This window comes from Paraburkholderia sp. RAU2J (assembly GCF_003634845.1).
Lineage (GTDB): Bacteria > Pseudomonadota > Gammaproteobacteria > Burkholderiales > Burkholderiaceae > Paraburkholderia > Paraburkholderia fynbosensis.
The window spans coordinates 1,082,819-1,104,929 of sequence record NZ_RBXG01000001.1; the positions used below are offsets into that span (position 1 = coordinate 1,082,819).

The window sequence follows — 22,111 nt, forward strand, 5'->3', positions numbered from 1 at the left end:
GATAAGCGTGAGCGCTCAACACTTCTGACGCGCTTAGCTCGAGAAAGGAGGTGATCCAGCCGCACCTTCCGATACGGCTACCTTGTTACGACTTCACCCCAGTCATGAATCCCACCGTGGTAAGCGCCCTCCTTGCGGTTAGGCTACCTACTTCTGGTGAAACCCACTCCCATGGTGTGACGGGCGGTGTGTACAAGACCCGGGAACGTATTCACCGCGGCATGCTGATCCGCGATTACTAGCGATTCCAGCTTCACGCACCCGAGTTGCAGAGTGCGATCCGGACTACGATCGGTTTTCTGGGATTGGCTCCGCCTCGCGGCTTGGCAACCCTCTGTTCCGACCATTGTATGACGTGTGAAGCCCTACCCATAAGGGCCATGAGGACTTGACGTCATCCCCACCTTCCTCCGGTTTGTCACCGGCAGTCTCCCTGGAGTGCTCTTGCGTAGCAACTAGGGACAAGGGTTGCGCTCGTTGCGGGACTTAACCCAACATCTCACGACACGAGCTGACGACAGCCATGCAGCACCTGTGTTATGGCTCCCTTTCGGGCACCCCGGCCTCTCGGCCAGGTTCCATACATGTCAAGGGTAGGTAAGGTTTTTCGCGTTGCATCGAATTAATCCACATCATCCACCGCTTGTGCGGGTCCCCGTCAATTCCTTTGAGTTTTAATCTTGCGACCGTACTCCCCAGGCGGTCAACTTCACGCGTTAGCTACGTTACCAAGTCAATGAAGACCCGACAACTAGTTGACATCGTTTAGGGCGTGGACTACCAGGGTATCTAATCCTGTTTGCTCCCCACGCTTTCGTGCATGAGCGTCAGTATTGGCCCAGGGGGCTGCCTTCGCCATCGGTATTCCTCCACATCTCTACGCATTTCACTGCTACACGTGGAATTCTACCCCCCTCTGCCATACTCTAGCCCGCCAGTCACAAATGCAGTTCCCAGGTTAAGCCCGGGGATTTCACATCTGTCTTAGCGAACCGCCTGCGCACGCTTTACGCCCAGTAATTCCGATTAACGCTTGCACCCTACGTATTACCGCGGCTGCTGGCACGTAGTTAGCCGGTGCTTATTCTTCCGGTACCGTCATCCCCCCAGGGTATTCGCCCAAAGGATTTCTTTCCGGACAAAAGTGCTTTACAACCCGAAGGCCTTCTTCACACACGCGGCATTGCTGGATCAGGCTTGCGCCCATTGTCCAAAATTCCCCACTGCTGCCTCCCGTAGGAGTCTGGGCCGTGTCTCAGTCCCAGTGTGGCTGGTCGTCCTCTCAGACCAGCTACAGATCGTCGCCTTGGTAGGCCTTTACCCCACCAACTAGCTAATCTGCCATCGGCCGCCCCTTGAGCGCGAGGTCCCGAAAGATCCCCCGCTTTCCTCCGCAGAGCGTATGCGGTATTAATCCGGCTTTCGCCGGGCTATCCCCCACTCCAGGACACGTTCCGATGTATTACTCACCCGTTCGCCACTCGCCACCAGACCGAAGTCCGTGCTGCCGTCCGACTTGCATGTGTAAGGCATGCCGCCAGCGTTCAATCTGAGCCAGGATCAAACTCTTCAGTTCAAACCTGTTACTGTTTTTCGGTCTCTTTCGAAACCGGTCGCTCACTCAACGTACTGACGAAGTGTCCGACCATCTCCCGATGGTCAAACCTTCCTTTCATTACTGTGTGAGACTTGATACTTCCGCTTTTACGGCAGATTCCGCAGAATCCACCGTCGCGTCCCGCATCAAGCGCCCACACTTATCGGCTGTTAATTTTTAAAGATCGATCCGCTCACGCACAGCACCCACTTCAACCACCCGGCACTGCGTCGTTCTGCGTCGCTGCATCAGCAGCAGAGAAACGAGATTATGAAGGCTCTTTTTCGTTTCGTCAACAACATTTTTTCGCCTTCGCTTAAAACCTGCTGACATCACGACCGCTGGTTTCTGCCGCGGCCCTCGTTCGGAAACGAGGGGGCGAATAATAGGCGAATATTCAACCTGTGACAAGCATGTGACGGAATTTTTCCGTCGACTTACCTACGGCTCGAGTTCAAAACGGCATCCACGGGAACCGCTGCAGCCATTGCGGCATAACCGGCATCGCTGGGATGGATGTGGTCGCCACTGTCGAAAGCCCGCTGCAGCCGGTCCGGCTGCGCCCGGTCCCGCAACGCGGCGTCGAAATCCACGACGCCTTCAAACGCATGGCTAGTTCGAATCCATTGGTTGACGGTCAGCCGGATATTCTCCCGCTCCGCTGGCAGCGACGCCGGGGTCAGCGTCGCGCCAAACACCTTCACACCGGCGTTCCGCGCGACAGCGATCACCCGCTGGTATCCAGCAATCAGGTCCGCAGCCGTCACCGCGATATGCGGGGAGTCGCAGTCGAGCCCACTGCGAGGCGGCATCGCCGCGAAATTGATGTCATTGATGCCGATCAGCAGGATCGCCGTCCTGACGCCCGGACGCCTGAGCACATCGCGCTCGAAACGACTCGCCAACGCGTCGCCATAACAAGGCGAGTCGCTCAGCAGCCGATTCCCACTGATCCCGAGATTGACGACCGCGATCGAATGATCGCCTGCACCGTCCAACCGACGGGCCAGCGCGTCCGGCCAGCGTCGATTCTGATTCAGGCTGGAACGCATGCCGTCGGTGATCGAATCGCCGATCGCGGCGACCGCCGCCGCCGAAGACCCCGTCTCTACCGACAACCCGCTCACCCAGATGTAGTGCGTAAACCGGCCGCGGAATGCGTCGGCAGAAGCGTCCGCCACATGATTGCCCGGCACCGACACGTAATTCACCTGATTCGATACACGGTGCCATGCCGCAACCCGTTGTTCTGGCCCCATGACCGCACTGATCGCATACGGCACGCCTTCGGCGACATCCAGCGCGACGGGGTCGCTGTCCAGCTCTCCGCCTGCTGGAATGCTGACAGCCGTCCTGCCGCCAAACGTCACGCGCGCAGCGCCGTTTTCGACAACAGCCGCGCCGCCGGCCGAACGCGCTATGCGCAGTTCTTCGATGACAAGCGGCGTCTTGCCGTACTCGTTACTCAGATGGATTCGCGCAGACTTTCCCGACAGCGTCGGGTAAACAATCTGTCGGACAGTGCGCCCGGCGACTTCCGGTGCCCGGTACAACGGCGGCAAGTCCGCTCGCTGCGGAAGGGGTTGCAGCGCCGTTGCCCACGCGGCGACCCAATGTCCCGCCAGCGGGGCGTCGGCGGCGAAAAGGTTCGAGGAAGCGGCAAACTGCGCAAGCAGCGCGGCGCCGCACGTGGCGGCCAGGGTGCGAAGGGTCATTCGGGTGGTCGGTTCGAGGCCAAACGCGCATTGTGCCCGATCGCAACGGCAACCGCGGACGGCCGCGGACGGTCGCTAATGCACGCGGCCCATCCAAACTCAAGCCGGCTGCCCGCCGGTCATTTTCAAAGCAAGCGCTTCGGCAACTTCGATCCCATCGATCGCCGCGGAGTAAATACCCCCGGCATATCCCGCTCCCTCGCCCGCCGGATACAAACCCGCGACGTTCATGCTCTGATAGTCATCCCGGCGACGCACGCGAATCGGCGACGACGTTCTCGTCTCGACGCCCGTCAGCACCGCGTCGTGCATAGCGAAGCCCGCAATTTTCTTGTCCATCTGCGGCAGCGCTTCGCGAATTGCCTCGATTACATAATCCGGCAGCGCGGTGCTCAGATCGGTCGGATGCACGCCGGGTTTGTACGACGGCACCACCGAACCGAGCGACGTGGAAGGACGCCCGGCAATGAAATCGCCGACCAACTGGCCCGGCGCCATATAGTTGCCGCCGCCGAGCTCGAATGCGCGCTCTTCCCATTTGCGCTGAAAAGCGATGCCGGCGAGCGGTCCGCCCGGGTAATCGTCCGGCGTGATGCCGACCACGATTCCCGCATTGGCGTTGCGCTCCGCCCGCGAATACTGGCTCATCCCGTTGGTGACCACGCGCCCGAGCTCGGACGTCGCCGCCACCACGGTCCCGCCCGGGCACATGCAGAAGCTGTAGACCGCGCGGCCGTTGCTGCAGTGATGCACGACTTTATAGTCGGCGGCGCCCAGCTGTTTGTGGCCGGCAAATTTGCCGAAACGGCTGCGATCGATCAGACCCTGCGGATGTTCGATCCGGAAGCCGAGCGAAAACGGCTTGGCCTCGATATAGACGCCGCGCTCGTGCAGCATCTCAAACGTATCGCGCGCGCTATGGCCGACCGCCAGCACGACGTGATCGCAGCGCAAGGTCTCGCCGGTCGACAGCGTCAGGCCGCGCACCTTGCCGTCGTCGATGTCGATATCGTCGACGCGGGTTTCGAAGCGCACCTCGCCGCCCAGCTCGTGGATGGTCGCGCGCATCTTTTCGACCATGCTCACAAGGCGGAACGTGCCGATATGGGGCCGGCTCAGATACAAAATGTCTTCCGGCGCGCCGGCGCGGACGAATTCGTCGAGCACTTTGCGGCCGTAGTGCTTCGGGTCCTTGATCTGGCTGTACAGCTTGCCGTCCGAAAACGTGCCCGCGCCGCCTTCGCCGAACTGCACATTCGACTCGGGATTGAGCACCGACTTGCGCCACAGCCCGAAAGTGTCTTTGGTGCGCTCGCGCACGGCCTTGCCGCGCTCGAGGATGATCGGTCGGAAACCCATCTGCGCGAGGATCAATCCGGCAAAGAGGCCGCACGGCCCCATGCCGATCACGACCGGGCGCAACGTGGTCAATTGCGCCGGCGCCTTTGCGACGAACCGGTAAGTCATGTCCGGCGTCACGCCGCAGTGCGGCACGTCGGCGAGTCGCTTGAGCGCGACCGCTTCATCCGTTACCTCGACATCGACGATGTAGGTGAGCTTGATGTCGGCGCGTTTGCGCGCGTCGTGCGCGCGGCGAAACACGGTGTATCGGATGAGCCCGTCTTCAGCCACGCCGAGTTCCGCGAGGCGCGCACGGACGGCCGCTTCGAGGGCGCTCTCGGGATGATCGAGCGGGAGTTTGATTTCGCTTAGACGTAACATGAGTACCGGGATGCGGGAGGGCCGCCAATCGCGGCCAATTCGCAATTTTATAGGTTAAGTGCCGGCACGGACCAGCGACGCTGAAGAAACGCCCGTGACAAGCGGGCCGGAACACCAACAGCGTGGAAGGCTTCCGCCAAAAAATTTATTAACCGACCGGTCGGTTGGCTTATACTGAGCGAACTCAGACAACTTCCGCAGAGAGCGTCCCCATGTACACGCAATCCTTGGATATTCCCGGCAATGTTGCGCCAGTCGACGCGGGCGCGAGTTCGCCCGAACAGGCGCAGTTCGATGCGGTCATGGCCGCCGACGGCAAAATCGAGGCTCAGGACTGGATGCCCGACGCGTACCGCAAGACGCTGGTGCGGCAAATTTCCCAACACGCGCATTCGGAAATCGTCGGCATGCTGCCGGAGGGCAACTGGATCACACGCGCCCCGAGCCTGAAGCGCAAAGCGATCCTGCTCGCCAAAGTGCAGGACGAAGCCGGTCACGGCCTCTATCTCTACAGCGCGGCCGAAACGCTCGGCGTGTCGCGCGATCAACTGATCGCCGCGCTGCATTCGGGCAAGGCCAAATATTCGAGCATCTTCAATTATCCGACGCCCACGTGGGCTGACGTCGGCGTGATCGGCTGGCTGGTCGACGGTGCGGCGATCATGAACCAGATCCCGCTGTGCCGCTGCACGTATGGCCCGTATGCCCGCGCGATGATCCGCATCTGCAAGGAAGAGTCGTTCCATCAGCGTCAGGGTTTCGACGCGCTGATGTCGATGATGGCCGGCACCGACGCGCAACGCGAACTGGTCCAGCAGGCAGTGAATCGCTGGTGGTGGCCGGTGCTGATGATGTTCGGCCCGAGCGACAAGGACTCGATCCATAGCAATCAGTCGTCGAGATGGGGCATCAAGCGCATTTCCAACGACGACCTGCGCCAGAAATTCGTCGACGCCACGGTCGATCAGGCCAAGGTGCTCGGCGTCACGCTGCCCGACCCCAACCTGAAATGGAACGAAGCGCGCGGCCATCACGACTACGGCGACATCGACTGGGAAGAGTTCTGGCGTGTCGTGAACGGCGACGGCCCGTGCAACCCCGAGCGCCTCGCCACCCGCGTCAAAGCCCATAACGAAGGTGCCTGGGTCCGTGAAGCCGCCCTGGCCCACGCCGAAAAACAGCGCCAGCGCGCCCAACAGCACGCCGCTTGATAGACGCGGCGCGTCAGGAAGAAACAGGAGATAGAGCAATGAACAAGGAATGGCCGATCTGGGAAGTCTTCGTGCGCAGCAAGCAGGGACTCGACCATAAACACTGCGGCAGTCTGCACGCCGCCGACGCGCCGATGGCGCTGCGCATGGCGCGCGACGTCTACACGCGCCGCCAGGAAGGCGTGAGCATCTGGGTGGTGCCGTCGTCGGCAATCACGGCGTCCGCGCCGGAAGACAAGGCAGAGCTGTTCGAACCGGCGGGCGACAAGATCTACCGCCACCCGACGTTCTACACGCTCCCCGACGAAGTCAACCACATGTAAGCGCGGCCATGGACATCACGCCCCAACATCTCCAATACGTGCTGCGCCTCGCGGATACCGCGCTGATTCTCGGTCAGCGTAATAGCGAGTGGTGCGGCCACGGTCCGATCCTCGAAGAGGACATCGCGCTGTCGAACATGAGTCTCGATCTGATCGGCCAGGCGCGTCTGCTGTATACGCATGCCGCCTCGCTCGAGCAACGGCTCACCGGCAAGACGCGCACGGAGGACGACTACGCGTACTTCCGCGCCGAGCGCGAATTCGCCAACTACACGCTGGCCGAGCTGCCGCATTACGGCCCGCTGTGTGGCACCGCGCAAGCGGAGAAGGACTACGCGGTCACGATCGCGCGCAACTTCCTGTATTCGACCTTGATGGCGCATCTCTGGACCGCGCTGACGACTTCCACCGACGAACAGCTTGCGGCGATCGCGTCGAAATCGATCAAGGAAACCAGCTACCACGTGCATCACGCAAGCGAGTGGCTGATCCGTTTCGGCGACGGCACCGAGGAATCGCACCGCCGCGCGCAGGCCGCGCTGGACTACCTGCTGCCGTACACGCGCGAGTTCTTCAGCGCGGACGCGGTGGAAGAGACGATCGCCGCGGCCGGCATCGGCCCGCTGACCGCGGACCTCGAAGCCGCATGGCTCGACGATGTGCGCGCCACACTTGATGCGGCCACGCTGACGCTGCCCGAAGCGGTCAAACACATCACGACCGGCAAGCACGGCGAACATTCCGAGCACATGGGTTTCGTACTCGCCGAAATGCAAAGCCTAGCGCGCCAGCATCCTGGCGCCACCTGGTAATCCGACGATGACGACTTCGACTGCCATCGCTACGGCCGACGCCGCGCTCCAACGCGCCTGGGACGTCCTTGAAACGGTACCTGATCCGGAAATTCCGGTGGTGTCGATTCGCGAACTCGGCATTCTGCGCGATGTGCGCCGCGACATCGACGGCACGCTCGAAGTCGTGATCACGCCGACCTATTCCGGTTGCCCTGCGATGTCGCAGATTGCCGAGGATGTCGCCCATGCGCTCGACGTCGCGCAACTCAAGCCGTATCGCGTCGCCACTGTGCTCGCACCGGCCTGGACCACCGACTGGATGACCGCCGACGCCCGCGAAAAGCTGCGCGCCTACGGCATCGCGCCGCCCACGGGCAACTGCGGTTCGGCCGCGGCGCCACAGGAAAAAGTGGTGCGTTTCGTGCCTCGCGCACTGCCCGCACCTTCCTGCCCCCGCTGCGGCTCGGCGCATACCGAACGTCTCGCGCAATTCGGCTCGACCGCTTGCAAGGCCTTGTACCGCTGCCTCGACTGCCGCGAACCCTTCGACTACTTCAAACCATACTGATATGGCCACCCCGCAATTTCATCCGCTGCGTATCCGCGAAGTGCGGCGCGAAACCGCCGACGCGGTCTCGGTCGCCTTCGAAGTCCCGGTCGAGCTGCGCGACCTTTATCGCTTCACGCAAGGCCAGTTCGTCACGCTGAAAACGCATATCGACGGAGAGGAGACGCGCCGCTCGTATTCGATCTGCGTCGGCGTCACCGATTACGATCGCGACGGCGAACTGCGCATCGGCATCAAGCGCGTGCGCGGCGGGCGCTTCTCGAACTTCGCGTTCGACACGCTGCAGCCGGGCCACACGATCGACGTGATGACGCCGGATGGGCGCTTCTTCACCCATCTGAACGCCGATCAGGGGCAGCAGTACCTCGCGTTTTCGGGCGGCTCGGGCATTACGCCGGTGCTGGCGATCATCAAGACAACGCTCGAGGTCGAGCCGCGCAGCACCTTTACGCTCGTCTACGGCAACCGCAGCGTCGATCAGATCATGTTCGCGGAAGAGCTCGAAGACCTGAAGAATCGCTTCATGAACCGCTTCGTGCTGTATCACGTGCTGTCCGACGATCTGCAGGACGTGGAGCTGTTCAACGGGGTGCTCGACCAGCAGAAGTGCGCAGCCTTTATCGAGAATCTGCTGCCGGCTGATGCGATCGACGAAGCCTTCATTTGCGGCCCCGGCCCGATGATGGACGCCGCCGAGGCCGCGTTGAAGGCCGCCGGCGTGCCGCAAGAGAAAGTCCACGTGGAACGCTTCGGCTCCCCGCTGCCGCAAGCGGGCGTGCCGCCGGTCGAGATCACCGAAGACACACCGGCCGCCGACCTCGAAATCGTACTCGACGGCAAGCGGCGCAAGCTGCGCCTGCCCTATCAGGGTGTGAGCGTGCTGGATGTAGGCTTGCGCGCCGGACTCGCGCTGCCTTATGCCTGCAAGGGCGGTGTTTGCTGCACCTGCCGCGCGAAGGTGCTGGAAGGCGAAGTGAAAATGGAAAAGAACTACACACTCGAAGAGCACGAAATTCGCGACGGTTTCGTGCTGACGTGTCAATGCCATCCAATCAGCGACCGCGTGGTGGTGAGCTACGACGAACGCTGAGCCGCACGCCGCACGAAGGCCCGCGCGATGCCCGCGGCGCTTTCCGCAGCTTCGCGATCCTTTACACTAGGGGCCGCTCGCGATCGGACACCGGTCCTGGTCGACGAGCGGCCCCTTTTGTTATTGCCACAGCAAGCCACTGCTCATGAGCACGATTCACCTCACCAATGGCGACGTCGCCGCCGACTCCCTACGCACCGCGCTCCACGAAGCAGGCCGCGACGATCGCGTGCAGTCGCTACGGGACGACTTGGCCGTCGGCCCACTGCGCGGCATCGACGACGCGCCGGATGTGCGCGCGAACTTCTGGGATCGCATCAGCGTGGACACCCGGCGGGATTTCCTGCGGGAATTCCGCGAGCAGGCAGCGGCGCTGGACAACATCGCACGCGGCGAAGCGAATCTGGTGGTCTGGCATGGCGAAAGCGCGGCGGATCAACTGATGCTGCGCCGTGTGTGCTATCACCTGCGCAACAACCCGCAGCGCCTGAACGAGGTGCGTCTGTCGATTCGCGATCTGACCGATCCGGGCGCGTGGGCGCACAGCCGCCGGGATCGGGCGACCTCGGTCGGCATGTTTGCGCCTGCCGTGCTGCAAGCGCGTCTGGCTGACGCCGCGCCGATTTCCGTGCTGCGCATCAGCCGCCTCGCACTCGAATGGCAGGAGGTCAAGCACGCGAACGGTGAAACACGCCGCTGGCGCGACAACACATTCACGAGCGGCAGCTTTGCCGATCTGGACGCGCTGATTCTCGAGCGCATCACCGAAGACTGGCAACCTGCCGCCCGCGTCGCCGCCGAGCTGATGACCGCCGAGCTCTGGTTTCTGGTAAGCGACAGCATCGTGCTGTGGCGCCTGCGCGAAATGGCCTCGACGAGGCGCATCAAGCTGCGCGGCGACACCGGCGCGTGGCGCACACTGGAGTTGTGCGCGGCGCGCGCTCCCTGCCCAAACTAATAAAACCAAAGACTATGGCCCGCACCCGAGCCCCCGACCACGAAACCCAGCGCGAACAGATTCTCGAACTGGCGGCGGCGAAATTCGCCCAAACCAGCTATCCCAGCACGTCGATGGCCGATCTGGCCGCCGCGAGCGGGACCTCGAAAGCACGGCTGTACCACTACTACGCGAGCAAGGAAGCGATCCTGTTCGATCTGCTCGATCGCTACACGAAGCGGCTGATGCTGATCATCGCCGAAGTGGAAGGCGCCAGCCAGCGGCGCGGACTCACCGAGCGGGAAACCTTCGCCGAGCTGATCCGGGCGTTTCTCTCCGAGTATGAAACCTCGCATAGCCGGCACGTCGCGCTGTTGAACGACGTGAAATATCTGGTCGACACCCAGCGCGAGGTGATCCTGAACCGCCAGCGCGACGTGGTCGCGGCCTTTGCGCGGCAGTTGGCGCGCGCCTATCCGGAGCGCGCCACTCGCGAGAATCAAACCGCCCTCACCATGATGGTGTTCGGCATGATCAACTGGACGTTCACGTGGCTGAAGCCGGACGGGCGCATGGGCTACCGTGAATTCGCCGAACAGGTGGTCGGCATGGTGGATCACGGTTTGAGCGCGCCCCCGGCCAAATGACGCAAAGCAGCAATATTCGGAACATCCGCCTGCGGGCGACCTAATCATGTGGCATGGACGCCACGAACGCTCGTTCAATTTGATTTTTCTTTTTAAATCAATCAACTAAAAATAGGGCGCAAGTTTTTTAGGCATTCTCTTCAGCTTTTGATACGGGTTTTCCCTAGTGAGAAACTCCGCTTTCCGCTAAAATGGATTTTGCGGTGCACCAAGCCGCTCGATCACAAGGAGAACCCGACCATGAACATGATGCCCCCCCACGCCGTCGAGCCGATCGTCCCGCGCGATCGCGCGTCGCTGCCAGCTGGCCGCGCACCTGCTCTGGTCCGTGAACTCACGGCCGTCGATCGCGAACGGCTGCTGGCCCACTTCCTCGCGCTCGACGAAGACGACCGGCTCCTGCGCTTCGGCCAGATCGTGCCGGACCACGTCATTGAAAACTACGTCCGCGCCATCGACTTCACGCGCGACACCGTGTTCGGCGTGTTCAACAGCAAGCTGGAACTCACCGGCGTCGGGCACCTCGCCTATCTGCCCGCCGAAGGCGACAAGCGCACGGCCGAATTTGGCGTGTCGGTGCTGGAAAGCGTGCGCGGCCAAGGCATCGGCTCGAAGCTTTTCGAGCGCGCCGCCATCCGCAGCCGCAACACCCACGTCACGGTGCTGTACATCCACTGCCTCGCGCGCAACACCACGATGATGCACATCGCGAAGAAGGCCGGCATGAAGATCGAGTACGCGTATGGCGAAGCAGACGCTTATCTGACGCTGTTGCCGGCGGATCAGTCGAGCATCATCGCGGAGATGCTGCAGGAGCAGGTTGCCGTGTTCGACTACGCGCTCAAGCGCCAAGCGCGTCATGCATCCAGGTTGTTCGAGTCGTTCCTGCCGACGGCCGCCGCGGCCTGAGAAACCTGCGGTTGGGCCTCGGCTTCGGAGAAGTGAAAAAAGGGCAGCCATGCGGCTGCCCTTTTTCTTTGTCTACTGCCTGGCTACAACGTCACGTTCACAAGATCGGCAACGCCGTCGTCTCTTTGAACTTTTCGAGCGCGAAGCTCGTTTTCACGTCGATCACCGACGGATGGTGCAGCAGCTGATCCTGCACAAAGCGCGAAAAGTGCGCCATGTCCTCCACCTGGACCCGCAGCAGATAATCCATATCGCCCGTCATGGCGTGACACGCGACCACCTCCGGCCACGCCTGGACCGCCGCACGAAACAGATCGGCATGCGTGGCGTCGCCGCGCGGACCGGGCGCCGAGCCGCCGCGCTTTTCCAGCCGCACATTCACGTAGGCGAGCAAGCCGAGGCCGAGATGCTGCGCATCGAGCAAGGCGACATAGCCGCGAATGACGCCGCTCTCTTCCAGCCGACGAATACGCCGCAGACAGGGACTCGGCGAGAGATTGACGCGCTCGGCAATCTCCTGATTCGACAACCGGCCATTCTCCTGAAGGATTGCAAGAATGCGCCTGTCGATGGCATCGATCTCAACCTTGGCCATTTTCTGCCGCTCTTCTCAAAAAATAGGATAGAAAATAGCTCCAGCGTATCGACGCGCGATTAAATTCGCAAGTTTTCGTCTCACGGCGGACTTTACACTTGCTTCATTCGGTCGCACTCATCACCCATCCCCGCTCGCGCAACGCGCCGGCGCACATCAACCATCTTGCACGGGACCCGAGTCAGGCGCCCAAGCGCCGGCTCCGGTCGACAGGAGACAGACAATGCAGGTTTCAACCTGGGACAATCCGGTCGGCACTGACGGCTTCGAATTCATCGAATACACCGCGCCGGACCCGAAAGCGCTCGGCAACCTCTTCGAACAGATGGGCTTCACCGCCGTCGCGCGGCATCGTCATAAAGACGTGACGTTGTATCGCCAGGGCGAGATAAATTTCATCGTCAACGGGGAGCCGGATTCGTTCGCGCAGCGCTTCGCGCGCCTGCATGGCCCGTCGATCTGCGCGATCGCGTTTCGCGTGCAGGACGCGGCCAAAGCCTACAAGCAGGCCCTGGAAAAAGGCGCATGGGGCTTCGACAACAAGACTGGCCCGATGGAGCTGAACATCCCGGCGATCAAAGGCATCGGCGACTCGCTGATCTATTTCGTCGATCGCTGGCGCGGCAAGAACGGCGCGCAGCCAGACAGCATCGGCAACATCGACATTTACGACGTCGACTTCGAACCCATTGCCGGCGCGAACCCGAATCCGGTTGGGCACGGTCTGACCTACATCGACCATCTGACGCACAACGTGCATCGCGGCCGCATGCAGGAATGGGCGGAGTTTTACGAGCGCCTGTTCAACTTCCGCGAAGTGCGTTACTTCGACATTGAAGGCAAGGTGACAGGCGTGAAGTCGAAGGCGATGACCTCGCCGTGCGGCAAGATCCGGATTCCGATCAACGAAGAAGGCTCGGAAACGGCAGGCCAGATTCAGGAGTATCTGGACGCGTACCACGGCGAAGGCATTCAGCACATCGCGCTCGGCACCAACGACATCTACCGCACGGTGGACGGCCTGCGCGCGGCGAACATTTCGTTGCTCGACACGATCGACACTTACTACGAACTCGTCGATCGCCGCGTGCCGAATCATGGCGAGCCGCTCGACGAACTGAAGAAGCGCAAGATCCTGATCGACGGCGCGCCGGAAGATCTGCTGCTGCAGATCTTCACCGAAAATCAGATCGGCCCGATCTTCTTCGAGATCATTCAGCGCAAGGGCAACCAGGGCTTCGGCGAGGGCAATTTCAAGGCGCTGTTCGAATCGATCGAACTGGATCAAATTCGCCGTGGCGTGGTGCAGGACAAAGTCTAATGTGAACACGCAAGCAGAAATGAAAAGGGCGAGGATCGCAAGATCCTCGCCCTTTTCATTTGCGCCGTTGCCTCTAGTGAAATTCGGGAGGACAACGGCTGGTTATCAACCGACACGCCGCTTCAGCGGCGCATCACGAATTCTGGTTTCCCTTGTCCGCTTTCGAGGAACGCGAAACGCGGTCCATGGCGATGCTGGCCGGCACAACTTGCGCCGTCCGGCTCATCGCGTTCGAGAGCGCCCCCGCGCTGCCCGGGTTCGAGCGCACCGGCGCGCTCATGGCGAAGAAGGCTGCTGAGACCATCAGGAAGGTCTGGATGTTTCTAGTGTTCATGCGTACTCCTTTTCTAACTGCCCTGTTGTCCTGAAGCTCCACCGAATGCGGAGCGTTACGCAGACATTGCTCACAGGTGGGAGTTAGACAGGAAATTGAACTGCGGTTCCGTGAATTTGTCGCTTTTACAGCTTGTTACAGGCGCGGTTCGCAACGTGACGCCACGCAAACCCAAGCTGCATGGAAAGGTCTCGCACGCACCCGCGAAGCCCCTTTTGGGATGGCTTTTTGGCATGCTGCGGCGGGTTTTCACCAGTGCTACCATCACCTGAAACACGTCAATATGACGGCCCCGGCCCTTCGCATTCACAAGATGCCACGGCCCAACAAAGTTTTGGTGATCCCAAACTGAGTGGAGGAGTACACATAATGAATGCCCCGCTAGACGCAGGTCAGCGAGCCTCGCTCGAAGCCGCGTTGTCTTCCGTCACGCTCGACGACAAATACACTCTCGAACGCGGCCGCGCGTACATGAGCGGCATCCAGGCGCTGGTGCGTCTGCCGATGCTGCAACAGGAACGCGACAAGGCCGCCGGACTCAATACCGCCGGCTTCATCTCCGGCTACCGTGGATCGCCACTCGGCGGACTCGACCAATCTTTGTGGAAGGCGAAGCAGCATCTCGCCGCGCATCAGGTCGTGTTCCAGCCGGGCGTCAACGAAGACCTCGCGGCCACCGCCGTCTGGGGTTCGCAGCAGGTCAACCTGTACCCGAGCGCCAAATACGACGGCGTGTTCTCGATGTGGTACGGCAAGGGACCGGGCGTCGATCGCACCGGCGACGTCTTCAAGCACGGCAATTCGGCGGGCTCCGCGCGCCACGGCGGCGTCCTCGTCCTCGCCGGCGACGACCACGCGGCCAAATCCTCGACGCTCGCGCATCAGTCCGAGCACATCTTCAAGGCATGCGGGCTGCCGGTGCTGTTTCCGTCGAACGTGCAGGAGTATCTCGACTTCGGTCTGCATGGCTGGGCGATGAGCCGCTACTCCGGTCTATGGGTGGCGATGAAGTGCGTGACCGACGTGGTCGAATCGTCCGCTTCGGTGGATATCGACCCGCACCGCACGAAGATCATCCTGCCGGAAGACTTCGCGATGCCCGACGGCGGCCTGAATATCCGCTGGCCCGATCCGCCGCTGGTTCAGGAAGCGCGTCTGCTCGACTACAAGTGGTACGCCGCGCTTGCCTATGTGCGCGCGAACAAGCTGGATCGTATCGAAATCGATTCGCCGCACGCGCGCTTCGGCATCATGACCGGCGGCAAGGCCTATCTCGATGTGCGTCAGGCACTGACCGACCTCGGCCTCGATGACGAAACCTGTTCGCGCATCGGCATCCGGCTCTACAAGGTCGGCTGCGTCTGGCCGCTCGAAGCGCAAGGCGCGCATGCGTTCGCGCGCGGTCTCGACGAAATCCTCGTGGTCGAAGAGAAGCGCCAGATTCTCGAATACGCGATCAAGGAAGAGCTATACAACTGGCCCGACGCCCAGCGTCCGCGCGTGTTCGGCAAGTTCGACGAGAAGGATGGCGCGGGCGGCGAATGGTCGGTGCCGATGGGCAACTGGCTGCTGCCGGCGCATTACGAATTGTCGCCGGCGATCATCGCCAAGGCGATCGCCACGCGGCTCGACAAGTTCGATCTGCCGTCGGACGTACGCGCGCGCATTGCCGCGCGCATCGCCGTGATCGAAGCGAAAGAAAAGGCGCTCGCGCGCCCGCGCGTGGAAGCCGAACGCAAACCGTGGTTCTGCTCGGGCTGCCCGCACAACACGTCGACCAATGTGCCAGAAGGCTCGCGTGCGATGGCCGGCATCGGCTGCCATTACATGACGGTGTGGATGGATCGCAGCACCAGCACGTTCAGCCAGATGGGCGGCGAAGGCGTCGCGTGGATCGGCCAGGCGCCGTTCAGCAACGACAAGCACGTATTCGCCAATCTCGGCGACGGCACCTACTTCCACTCCGGCCTGCTGGCGATTCGCGCGGCGATCGCGTCGAAGGCGAACATCACCTACAAGCTGCTCTACAACGACGCGGTTGCCATGACCGGCGGCCAACCTGTGGACGGTGTGCTCACCGTGCCGCAGATCACGCATCAGCTCGCCGCCGAAGGAGCGACGAAAATCGTGATCGTCACCGACGAGCCGGAAAAGTATTCGGCGAATGTCGGCCTCGCGCCGGGCATCGACATCCACCATCGCGACAAACTCGACGAAGTGCAGCGTCAGCTGCGCGAAATTCCCGGCACCACGATCCTGATCTACGACCAGACGTGCGCCACCGAGAAGCGCCGCCGCAGGAAACGCGGCACGTATCCGGACCCGGCGCGGCGGGTCGTGATCAACGAGGCCGTGTGCGAAGGCTGCGGCGATTGCTCGGTGAAGTCGAACTGTTTGTCCGTCGAACCGCTCGATACCGAGTACGGCACCAAACGCCAGATCAACCAGTCGACCTGCAACAAGGACTTCTCGTGCGTGAACGGCTTCTGCCCAAGCTTCGTCTCCGTTGAAGGCGGTCAGTTGCGCAAGCCGAAGGCGGCTTCAAGCGTCGGGGGCGACGCGATGCCGCCGGTGCCGGAACCGGAACTGCCCGCGATCGACCGTCCTTATGGCGTGCTGGTCACGGGCGTCGGCGGCACGGGCGTCGTGACGATCGGCGCACTGCTCGGTATGGCCGCGCATCTGGAGAACAAGGGCGTCACCGTGCTGGACGTCACCGGCCTCGCGCAAAAAGGCGGCGCCGTGATGAGCCACGTGCAGATCGCGACGAACCCCGCCGACATCCACGCGACCCGCATTGCGATGGGCGAAGCGAGTCTCGTGATCGGCTGCGATGCGATCGTCACCGCCAGCGACGAATGCGTGTCGCGGATGCAGGTGGGCCGCACACGCGTGGTGTTGAACAGCGCGCATACGCCGACTGCCGAGCTGATCAAGAATCCGAACTGGCGCTTCCCTGGCACCAGCACGGAAGCCGACGTGCGGGCCGGCGCCGGCGACGACGGCGTCGCTACGGTCGATGCGAATCACTTCGCGCTCGCACTGCTCGGCGATGCGATCTACACGAACCCGTTCGTGCTCGGCTACGCGTGGCAGCGCGGCTGGGTGCCGCTCACGTATCAGTCGCTGATGCGCGCGATCGAGTTGAACAACGTGCAGATCGAGAAGAACCGCGCGGCCTTCGAGTGGGGCCGGCGCGCCGCGCACGATCTGGCTGCGGTACGCAAGCTCGTGCAATCGCAGGGACGCGGCGCGGCGGCGGAAACGGCGAGCAGCAAGATCATCGCGCTGCATACGCCCAAGGCGCTCGACACGCTCATCGACAAGCGCGCCGACTACCTCGCGGGGTGGCAAAACCGCGCGTATGCCGAGCGTTATCGCGCGCTGGTGTCGGAGGTGCGGAAGGCGGAAGCGGCGCTCGATCCGGTCGACGGCCAGTTGCCGCTGACCGAGGCGGTCGCGAAGAATCTGCACAAGCTGATGGCGTACAAGGATGAGTACGAAGTCGCGCGTCTCTACAGCGACCCGGCGTTCATCGAAAAACTGAAGGCGAATTTCGAAGGCGACTGGAAGCTGCACATTCACCTCGCGCCGCCGACGTTTTCGAAAAAGGACGCGCAGGGCCATCTGGTGAAGAAGAAGTACGGCCCGTGGGTCTTCAGCGCGATGCACGTGCTCGCCAAACTCAAGTTCCTGCGCGGCACCGCGTTCGATGTGTTTGGCAAGACGGAGGAGCGTCGTACCGAGCGCGCGCTGATCGTCGAGTATGAAGCGCTGGTGCGCGAACTGATCGGCGGGCTGAGCGAGCAGAAGCGCGAGCTGGCCATTGAGTTGGCGAATCTGCCGGACGGCATCCGCGGTTATGGTCACGTGAAGGAAAACAACCTGAAGGGCGTGCGTATCAAATGGAACGAGTTGCTGACGCGCTGGCGCTCGCCGGAGGCGGGCAAGACGCAACATGCTGCGTGAGCGTGAAAGCGCAAGCCTGATCGCTTGACCGGTTCATCGGTCTGGGTTGGAAATTGAAAAGGCGGTGACCCTCACGGGCCACCGCCTTTTTTTGCCTGCGATTCCTTCCACGATAAAAAAACGCCACGGAACTACTTCCGTGGCGTTCTCCCCTCACTTCTCGGCAGCGCATGCGTTGGAACACGCCCCGCCTCGACTTTCAGGCCACGCGCGTTACTTCGCGTTCACCGGCTTGCGCGCGTTTGCCGAAGCCACCGCCGTCATGTTGATGATCCGGCGCACCGTCGCCGCGGGCGTCAGCACATGCACCGGCTTTTCCGCGCCGAGCAGGAACGGACCGACCGTCACGCCTTCGCCGCCGACCATCTTCAGCAGGTTGTACGCGATGTTCGCCGCTTCGACATTCGGCATGATCAGCAGGTTCGCTTCGCCGGTCAGCGTCGTGCCCGGGAACGCGGCCTTGCGGACCACTTCCGACAACGCGGCATCGCCGTGCATCTCACCGTCGATTTCCAGCGTCGGCGCGCGTTCCGCAATCAGCTTGCGCGCCGCGGCCATGCGCTGCGACGACGAAGACGGCGCGCTGCCGAAGTTCGAATTCGACAGCAACGCGACCTTCGGCGTGATACCGAACTTCTCGATCTCACGCGAAGCCAGCATCGTCATGTCGGCGAGCTGTTCAGCGGTCGGCGTTTCGTTCACGTACGTGTCACAGATGAACAGGTTGCGGCCCGGCAGCATCAGCAGATTCATCGCGGCGAAGTTCTGCACGTTGTCCGCCTTGCCCAGCACCTGCTCGATGAAGTTCAGGTGCATGTGGTACTGGCCGATCATCCCGCAGATCATGCCGTCGGCTTCGCCGAGGCGCACGAGGATCGCGCCGATCAGCGTATTGAACTTGCGCATCGCGGCCTTCGCGACGTCCGGCGTGACACCTTCGCGCGCGCCGAGTTCGTGATACGCCTGCCAGCATTTCTGATAGCGCGGATCGTCTTCGGGATCGACGATCTCAACGTCTTCGCCGCACTTGAGCTTCGAGCCCATCTTCTTCAGACGCATCTCGATCACCGACGGACGGCCGACCAGAATCGGCTTGGCGATCTTTTCCAGCAGCACGAATTGCGCGGCGCGCAGCGCGCGCTCGTCTTCACCTTCGGCGAACACGATGCGCGCCGGCTCCGACTTCGCCGCCGCGAACACCGGGCGCATCACCATGCCGGTGCGATACACGGTCGTGCCGAGTTCTTCGCGGTACGCGTCCATGTCCTTGATCGGACGGGTCGCGACGCCCGAATCCATTGCCGCCTGCGCAACAGCCGGCGCGATCTTGATGATCAGGCGCGGATCGAACGGCTTCGGAATCAGGTATTCCGGGCCGAATTCCAGCGAGTGGCCTTCGTACGCCTTCGCGACTTCATCGCCTTGATCGGTCTCTTCGGCCAACTCGGCAATCGCGCGCACGCAAGCGAGCTTCATTTCTTCGGTGATCGTGGTTGCGCCGACATCCAGCGCGCCGCGGAAGATGAACGGGAAGCACAGCACGTTGTTGACCTGGTTCGGATAGTCCGAACGGCCCGTCGCGATGATGCAGTCCGGGCGAACCTTCCTGGCCTCTTCCGGGCGGATTTCCGGCTCGGGATTCGCCAGCGCCAGAATCAGCGGCTGGGTGCCCATTTCGGCGACCATTTCCGGCTTCAGCACGCCGGCGCTCGAGCAGCCGAGGAACACGTCGGCGCCGCGAATCGCGTCGGCCAGCGCGCGCGCTTCGGTGTTCGCCGCATAGCGTTCCTTCGACGGATCGAGATTGCCGCGGCCTTCGTAGATCACGCCCTTGGAATCGGTGACGAGAATGTTCTTCTTCGACAGACCGAGATTCACCAGCAGATCCAGACAGGCGATAGCCGCCGCGCCCGCGCCCGAACACACCAGCTTCACTTCGTCGAGCTTCTTGCCGACCACTTTCAGGCCGTTCAGGATCGCCGCCGACGCGATGATCGCAGTGCCGTGCTGATCGTCGTGGAAGACCGGAATTTTCATGCGCTCGCGCAGCTTCTTCTCGATGTAGAAGCACTCGGGCGCCTTGATGTCTTCGAGGTTGATGCCGCCAAGCGTGGGCTCGAGCATCGCGATCGCTTCGACCAGCTTGTCCGGATCGGACTCGGAAAGTTCGATGTCGAACACGTCGATGCCGGCGAACTTCTTGAACAGACAACCCTTGCCTTCCATCACCGGCTTCGCGGCGAGCGGGCCGATGTTGCCGAGGCCGAGCACGGCCGTGCCATTCGTGATCACGCCAACCAGGTTGCCGCGCGAGGTGTACTTCTGAGCGTCGAGCGGTTCGTCGTAGATCGCCATGCAGGCTGCGGCGACACCCGGCGAATACGCGAGCGACAGATCGAGCTGATTCGATAGCGGCTTGGTGGGCGTAACCGAAATCTTGCCGGGTTTCGGATTCTGGTGGTATGCGAGAGCGCTTTGCTTAAGTTGTTCGTCCATTTTTTGGCCTGCGAGACGTAAGAAATTGGGCCCGGCACACCACACGGCCGGCGTCGCCTGCATCTGTCGAATGAAGCACCGACCGAGGCGGTTTTGCGCATGCGCCGGGTAGGCGTGGCGTTGAACCGCGACGACGAAGAGGGCAATGCGAGGACGATGCGGAGTGCTTCGCGGGCCGGTTAGTGTACACCCCGCATGCGTCGATGCACTGCGTGGTTAACAGGACTCGCCATCGGCGAAACAAGGGCTGGCGATGCTGCGACGCCGCACCCATCGCGCCGTTTGTCGTCCGCAAGTGATGCGCAGGCCATCGCAGCCCATGACGCTCATTCGAGCTCGGCGCCTCGTCGTTCGGGAATCAGAAAAAGTGTCGCGAAGATGTCGAGCAGATAGATCGAAGCAAGCAAGGCAAGCGCCGCACCGAACGAATAACGTGCGGCCAACGCGCCGACCACCACCGGCCCAAACCCGCCGACCGCCCGGCCGACGTTGAACAACACGTTCTGGGCGGTGGCGCGCGCATCGGTCGGATAGAGCTCTGAAATCAGCGCGCCATAACCGCCGATCATTCCGTTGACGAACACGCCCATCGCCGCGCCGCCGATCAACAACGCCATAGGTGTGCTCAGGTGCGCATAGACGAACACCATCACCACGGCGCCCGCCTGGTAGAACAGAAAAGTCGGCTTGCGGCCGAAGCGATCGGCCGCGACGCCGAACAGCCAGATGCCGCTCGCCATGCCGAGTATCGTCGCCGCGGTCCAGATGCCGGATTTGGTCAGCGAATAGCCGAAGGTCTGCGACAGATAGCTCGGAAGCCAGATCATGAGGCCGTAATAGCCGAAGTTCTGCACCGAACACAAAATCGCCACGCCGATGCTGGCGCGCGTGGTGCGACCATCGACGACCAGCAGCTTGAACGGCAGCTTGCGCATGCCGCGCGCCACGCGCTCGTTGAAGAGCGCCGGCTCCTCGACGCGGCGCCGCACGAAGAACGAGACGGCGGCGGGCAGCAGTCCGAGGGCGAACATGCCGCGCCAGCCGATCACCGGCAACAGCAGCGGCGTCAGCAAAGCGGCCGCCAGCACGCCGGCCTGCCAGCCGAGCCCGACATACGACGATGCGCGCGCCCGCTGCGACGCGGGCCACGCTTCGGCCACCAGCGCCATGCCGATGCCGAATTCGCCGCCCAGCCCAATGCCGGCGATGGTCCGATACACCAGCAGGTCCGTATAGCCCTGCGCCAGCGCGCACAGGCCGGTGAACGCGGCGAAGAGCAGGATCGTCCAAGTTAGCATTCGCACGCGGCCGAAATAGTCGCTCAACACACCGAAGATCAGACCGCCCGCGACCGCGCCGATCAACGTCCATGTGACAAGCGAGCCGGCCTGGGTGGAGGTCAGATGCAAGTCGGCGGCGATCACCGGCAGCATGAAACCGAGAATCAGCAGATCGAAGCCGTCCATCGCATAACCCAGCGCCGACGCGAGCAGCGCGCGGCCTGCATAGCCATTTTTCGCGGGGGCGCGGATGTCGGAGGCGGAGGAGGCGGCGGTCATTGAAAGCATTCCGTAGGTCAAGGGGCACGCGGCTGCGCCCGAGAAATTCGCGTGAGTGTAAAGGCGCCCCCGACTGCTCACAAGCGAGACCAAAATGCGGCGGGCGAGCTCCGGCGCAGATTCGACGGCCGGCCCCGGCATGGTTCGCAACGCCGGCTTGGCGCCGGCCGTGATGACCGCCATTCGCGCTAGCCGCGCACGACGGCCTCGTCCGAAGGGTCCGTTTCAGGTAAAATGTCGGCCTACGCGCGCAGCAAAAACCGGCCTTTGTCCACTAACGGCGCCACTGACCGGCAGCGTATTCCGCCCAGCATGGCGCGGCAT

16 protein-coding genes and 1 rRNA gene are annotated in these 22,111 nt (G+C 62.3%); 10 read left to right on the forward strand and 7 right to left on the reverse strand.

What is annotated here, in order from left to right:
- Positions 1 to 43 precede the first annotated feature (43 nt).
- The 3 genes from B0G69_RS05095 to B0G69_RS05105 form a co-directional block, all read right to left on the reverse strand.
- Positions 44 to 1,576, reverse strand: a 16S ribosomal RNA gene (locus B0G69_RS05095).
- Between the two features lie 458 nt (positions 1,577 to 2,034).
- Positions 2,035 to 3,312: an SGNH/GDSL hydrolase family protein gene (locus B0G69_RS05100; RefSeq protein ID WP_121315906.1), complete on the reverse strand. Its 1,278-nt coding sequence runs from the start codon at positions 3,310 to 3,312 to the stop codon at positions 2,035 to 2,037.
- 99 nt (positions 3,313 to 3,411) lie between these two features.
- Positions 3,412 to 5,034 carry an NAD(P)/FAD-dependent oxidoreductase gene (locus tag B0G69_RS05105; RefSeq protein WP_121315907.1) on the reverse strand — a complete coding sequence of 541 codons (1,623 nt, stop codon included), beginning with the start codon at positions 5,032 to 5,034 and terminating at the stop codon, positions 3,412 to 3,414.
- A gap of 212 nt (positions 5,035 to 5,246) precedes the next feature.
- On the opposite strand from B0G69_RS05105, the gene paaA reads away from it, so the two are divergent.
- The 8 genes from paaA (at position 5,247) to B0G69_RS05145 (ending at position 11,513) form a co-directional block, all read left to right on the forward strand.
- On the forward strand, positions 5,247 to 6,245 hold the full coding sequence (gene paaA / locus B0G69_RS05110) for a 1,2-phenylacetyl-CoA epoxidase subunit PaaA (RefSeq protein ID WP_121315908.1): 999 nt from the start codon (positions 5,247 to 5,249) through the stop codon (positions 6,243 to 6,245).
- A 38-nt stretch (positions 6,246 to 6,283) separates the two neighbouring features.
- Positions 6,284 to 6,568, forward strand: coding sequence for a 1,2-phenylacetyl-CoA epoxidase subunit PaaB (gene paaB, locus B0G69_RS05115; protein ID WP_007179854.1), 285 nt, complete (start codon positions 6,284 to 6,286; stop codon positions 6,566 to 6,568).
- An 8-nt stretch (positions 6,569 to 6,576) separates the two neighbouring features.
- On the forward strand, positions 6,577 to 7,380 hold the full coding sequence (gene paaC, locus B0G69_RS05120) for a 1,2-phenylacetyl-CoA epoxidase subunit PaaC (RefSeq protein WP_121315909.1): 804 nt from the start codon (positions 6,577 to 6,579) through the stop codon (positions 7,378 to 7,380).
- 7 nt (positions 7,381 to 7,387) lie between these two features.
- Positions 7,388 to 7,930 (forward strand): 1,2-phenylacetyl-CoA epoxidase subunit PaaD, encoded by a 543-nt coding sequence (gene paaD, locus B0G69_RS05125; RefSeq protein WP_121315910.1) that lies wholly within the window; start codon positions 7,388 to 7,390, stop codon positions 7,928 to 7,930.
- A gap of 1 nt (position 7,931) precedes the next feature.
- Positions 7,932 to 9,020 (forward strand): 1,2-phenylacetyl-CoA epoxidase subunit PaaE, encoded by a 1,089-nt coding sequence (paaE, locus tag B0G69_RS05130; RefSeq protein ID WP_121315911.1) that lies wholly within the window; start codon positions 7,932 to 7,934, stop codon positions 9,018 to 9,020.
- A gap of 145 nt (positions 9,021 to 9,165) precedes the next feature.
- Positions 9,166 to 9,978 (forward strand): DUF1835 domain-containing protein, encoded by an 813-nt coding sequence (locus B0G69_RS05135; RefSeq protein ID WP_121315912.1) that lies wholly within the window; start codon positions 9,166 to 9,168, stop codon positions 9,976 to 9,978.
- Between the two features lie 14 nt (positions 9,979 to 9,992).
- A complete protein-coding gene (locus B0G69_RS05140; RefSeq protein WP_121315913.1) occupies positions 9,993 to 10,604 on the forward strand; it encodes a TetR/AcrR family transcriptional regulator in 612 nt (203 codons plus the stop codon).
- A 240-nt stretch (positions 10,605 to 10,844) separates the two neighbouring features.
- Positions 10,845 to 11,513, forward strand: a complete 669-nt coding sequence (locus B0G69_RS05145; protein ID WP_121315914.1) for a GNAT family N-acetyltransferase — start codon at positions 10,845 to 10,847, stop codon at positions 11,511 to 11,513.
- Between the two features lie 97 nt (positions 11,514 to 11,610).
- Here B0G69_RS05145 and B0G69_RS05150 read toward each other — a convergent pair whose 3' ends face one another.
- Positions 11,611 to 12,108 (reverse strand): Lrp/AsnC family transcriptional regulator, encoded by a 498-nt coding sequence (locus tag B0G69_RS05150; RefSeq protein ID WP_121315915.1) that lies wholly within the window; start codon positions 12,106 to 12,108, stop codon positions 11,611 to 11,613.
- Between the two features lie 223 nt (positions 12,109 to 12,331).
- On the opposite strand from B0G69_RS05150, the gene hppD reads away from it, so the two are divergent.
- On the forward strand, positions 12,332 to 13,429 hold the full coding sequence (gene hppD, locus B0G69_RS05155; RefSeq protein ID WP_121315916.1) for a 4-hydroxyphenylpyruvate dioxygenase: 1,098 nt from the start codon (positions 12,332 to 12,334) through the stop codon (positions 13,427 to 13,429).
- Positions 13,430 to 13,562: 133 nt separating this feature from the next.
- Here the strand turns inward: hppD and B0G69_RS05160 are convergent, their stop codons facing one another.
- A complete protein-coding gene (locus B0G69_RS05160) occupies positions 13,563 to 13,763 on the reverse strand; it encodes a hypothetical protein (protein ID WP_121315917.1) in 201 nt (66 codons plus the stop codon).
- Between the two features lie 369 nt (positions 13,764 to 14,132).
- Here B0G69_RS05160 and B0G69_RS05165 point away from each other — a divergent pair, with 369 nt between their 5' ends.
- Complete coding sequence (locus B0G69_RS05165) at positions 14,133 to 17,732, forward strand: indolepyruvate ferredoxin oxidoreductase family protein (RefSeq protein WP_121315918.1); 3,600 nt, start codon at positions 14,133 to 14,135, stop codon at positions 17,730 to 17,732.
- 213 nt (positions 17,733 to 17,945) lie between these two features.
- Here the strand turns inward: B0G69_RS05165 and B0G69_RS05170 are convergent, their stop codons facing one another.
- On the reverse strand, positions 17,946 to 20,228 hold the full coding sequence (locus tag B0G69_RS05170) for an NADP-dependent malic enzyme (protein WP_121315919.1): 2,283 nt from the start codon (positions 20,226 to 20,228) through the stop codon (positions 17,946 to 17,948).
- 326 nt (positions 20,229 to 20,554) lie between these two features.
- Positions 20,555 to 21,787 carry an MFS transporter gene (locus B0G69_RS05175; protein ID WP_121315920.1) on the reverse strand — a complete coding sequence of 411 codons (1,233 nt, stop codon included), beginning with the start codon at positions 21,785 to 21,787 and terminating at the stop codon, positions 20,555 to 20,557.
- Positions 21,788 to 22,111: the final 324 nt, after the last annotated feature.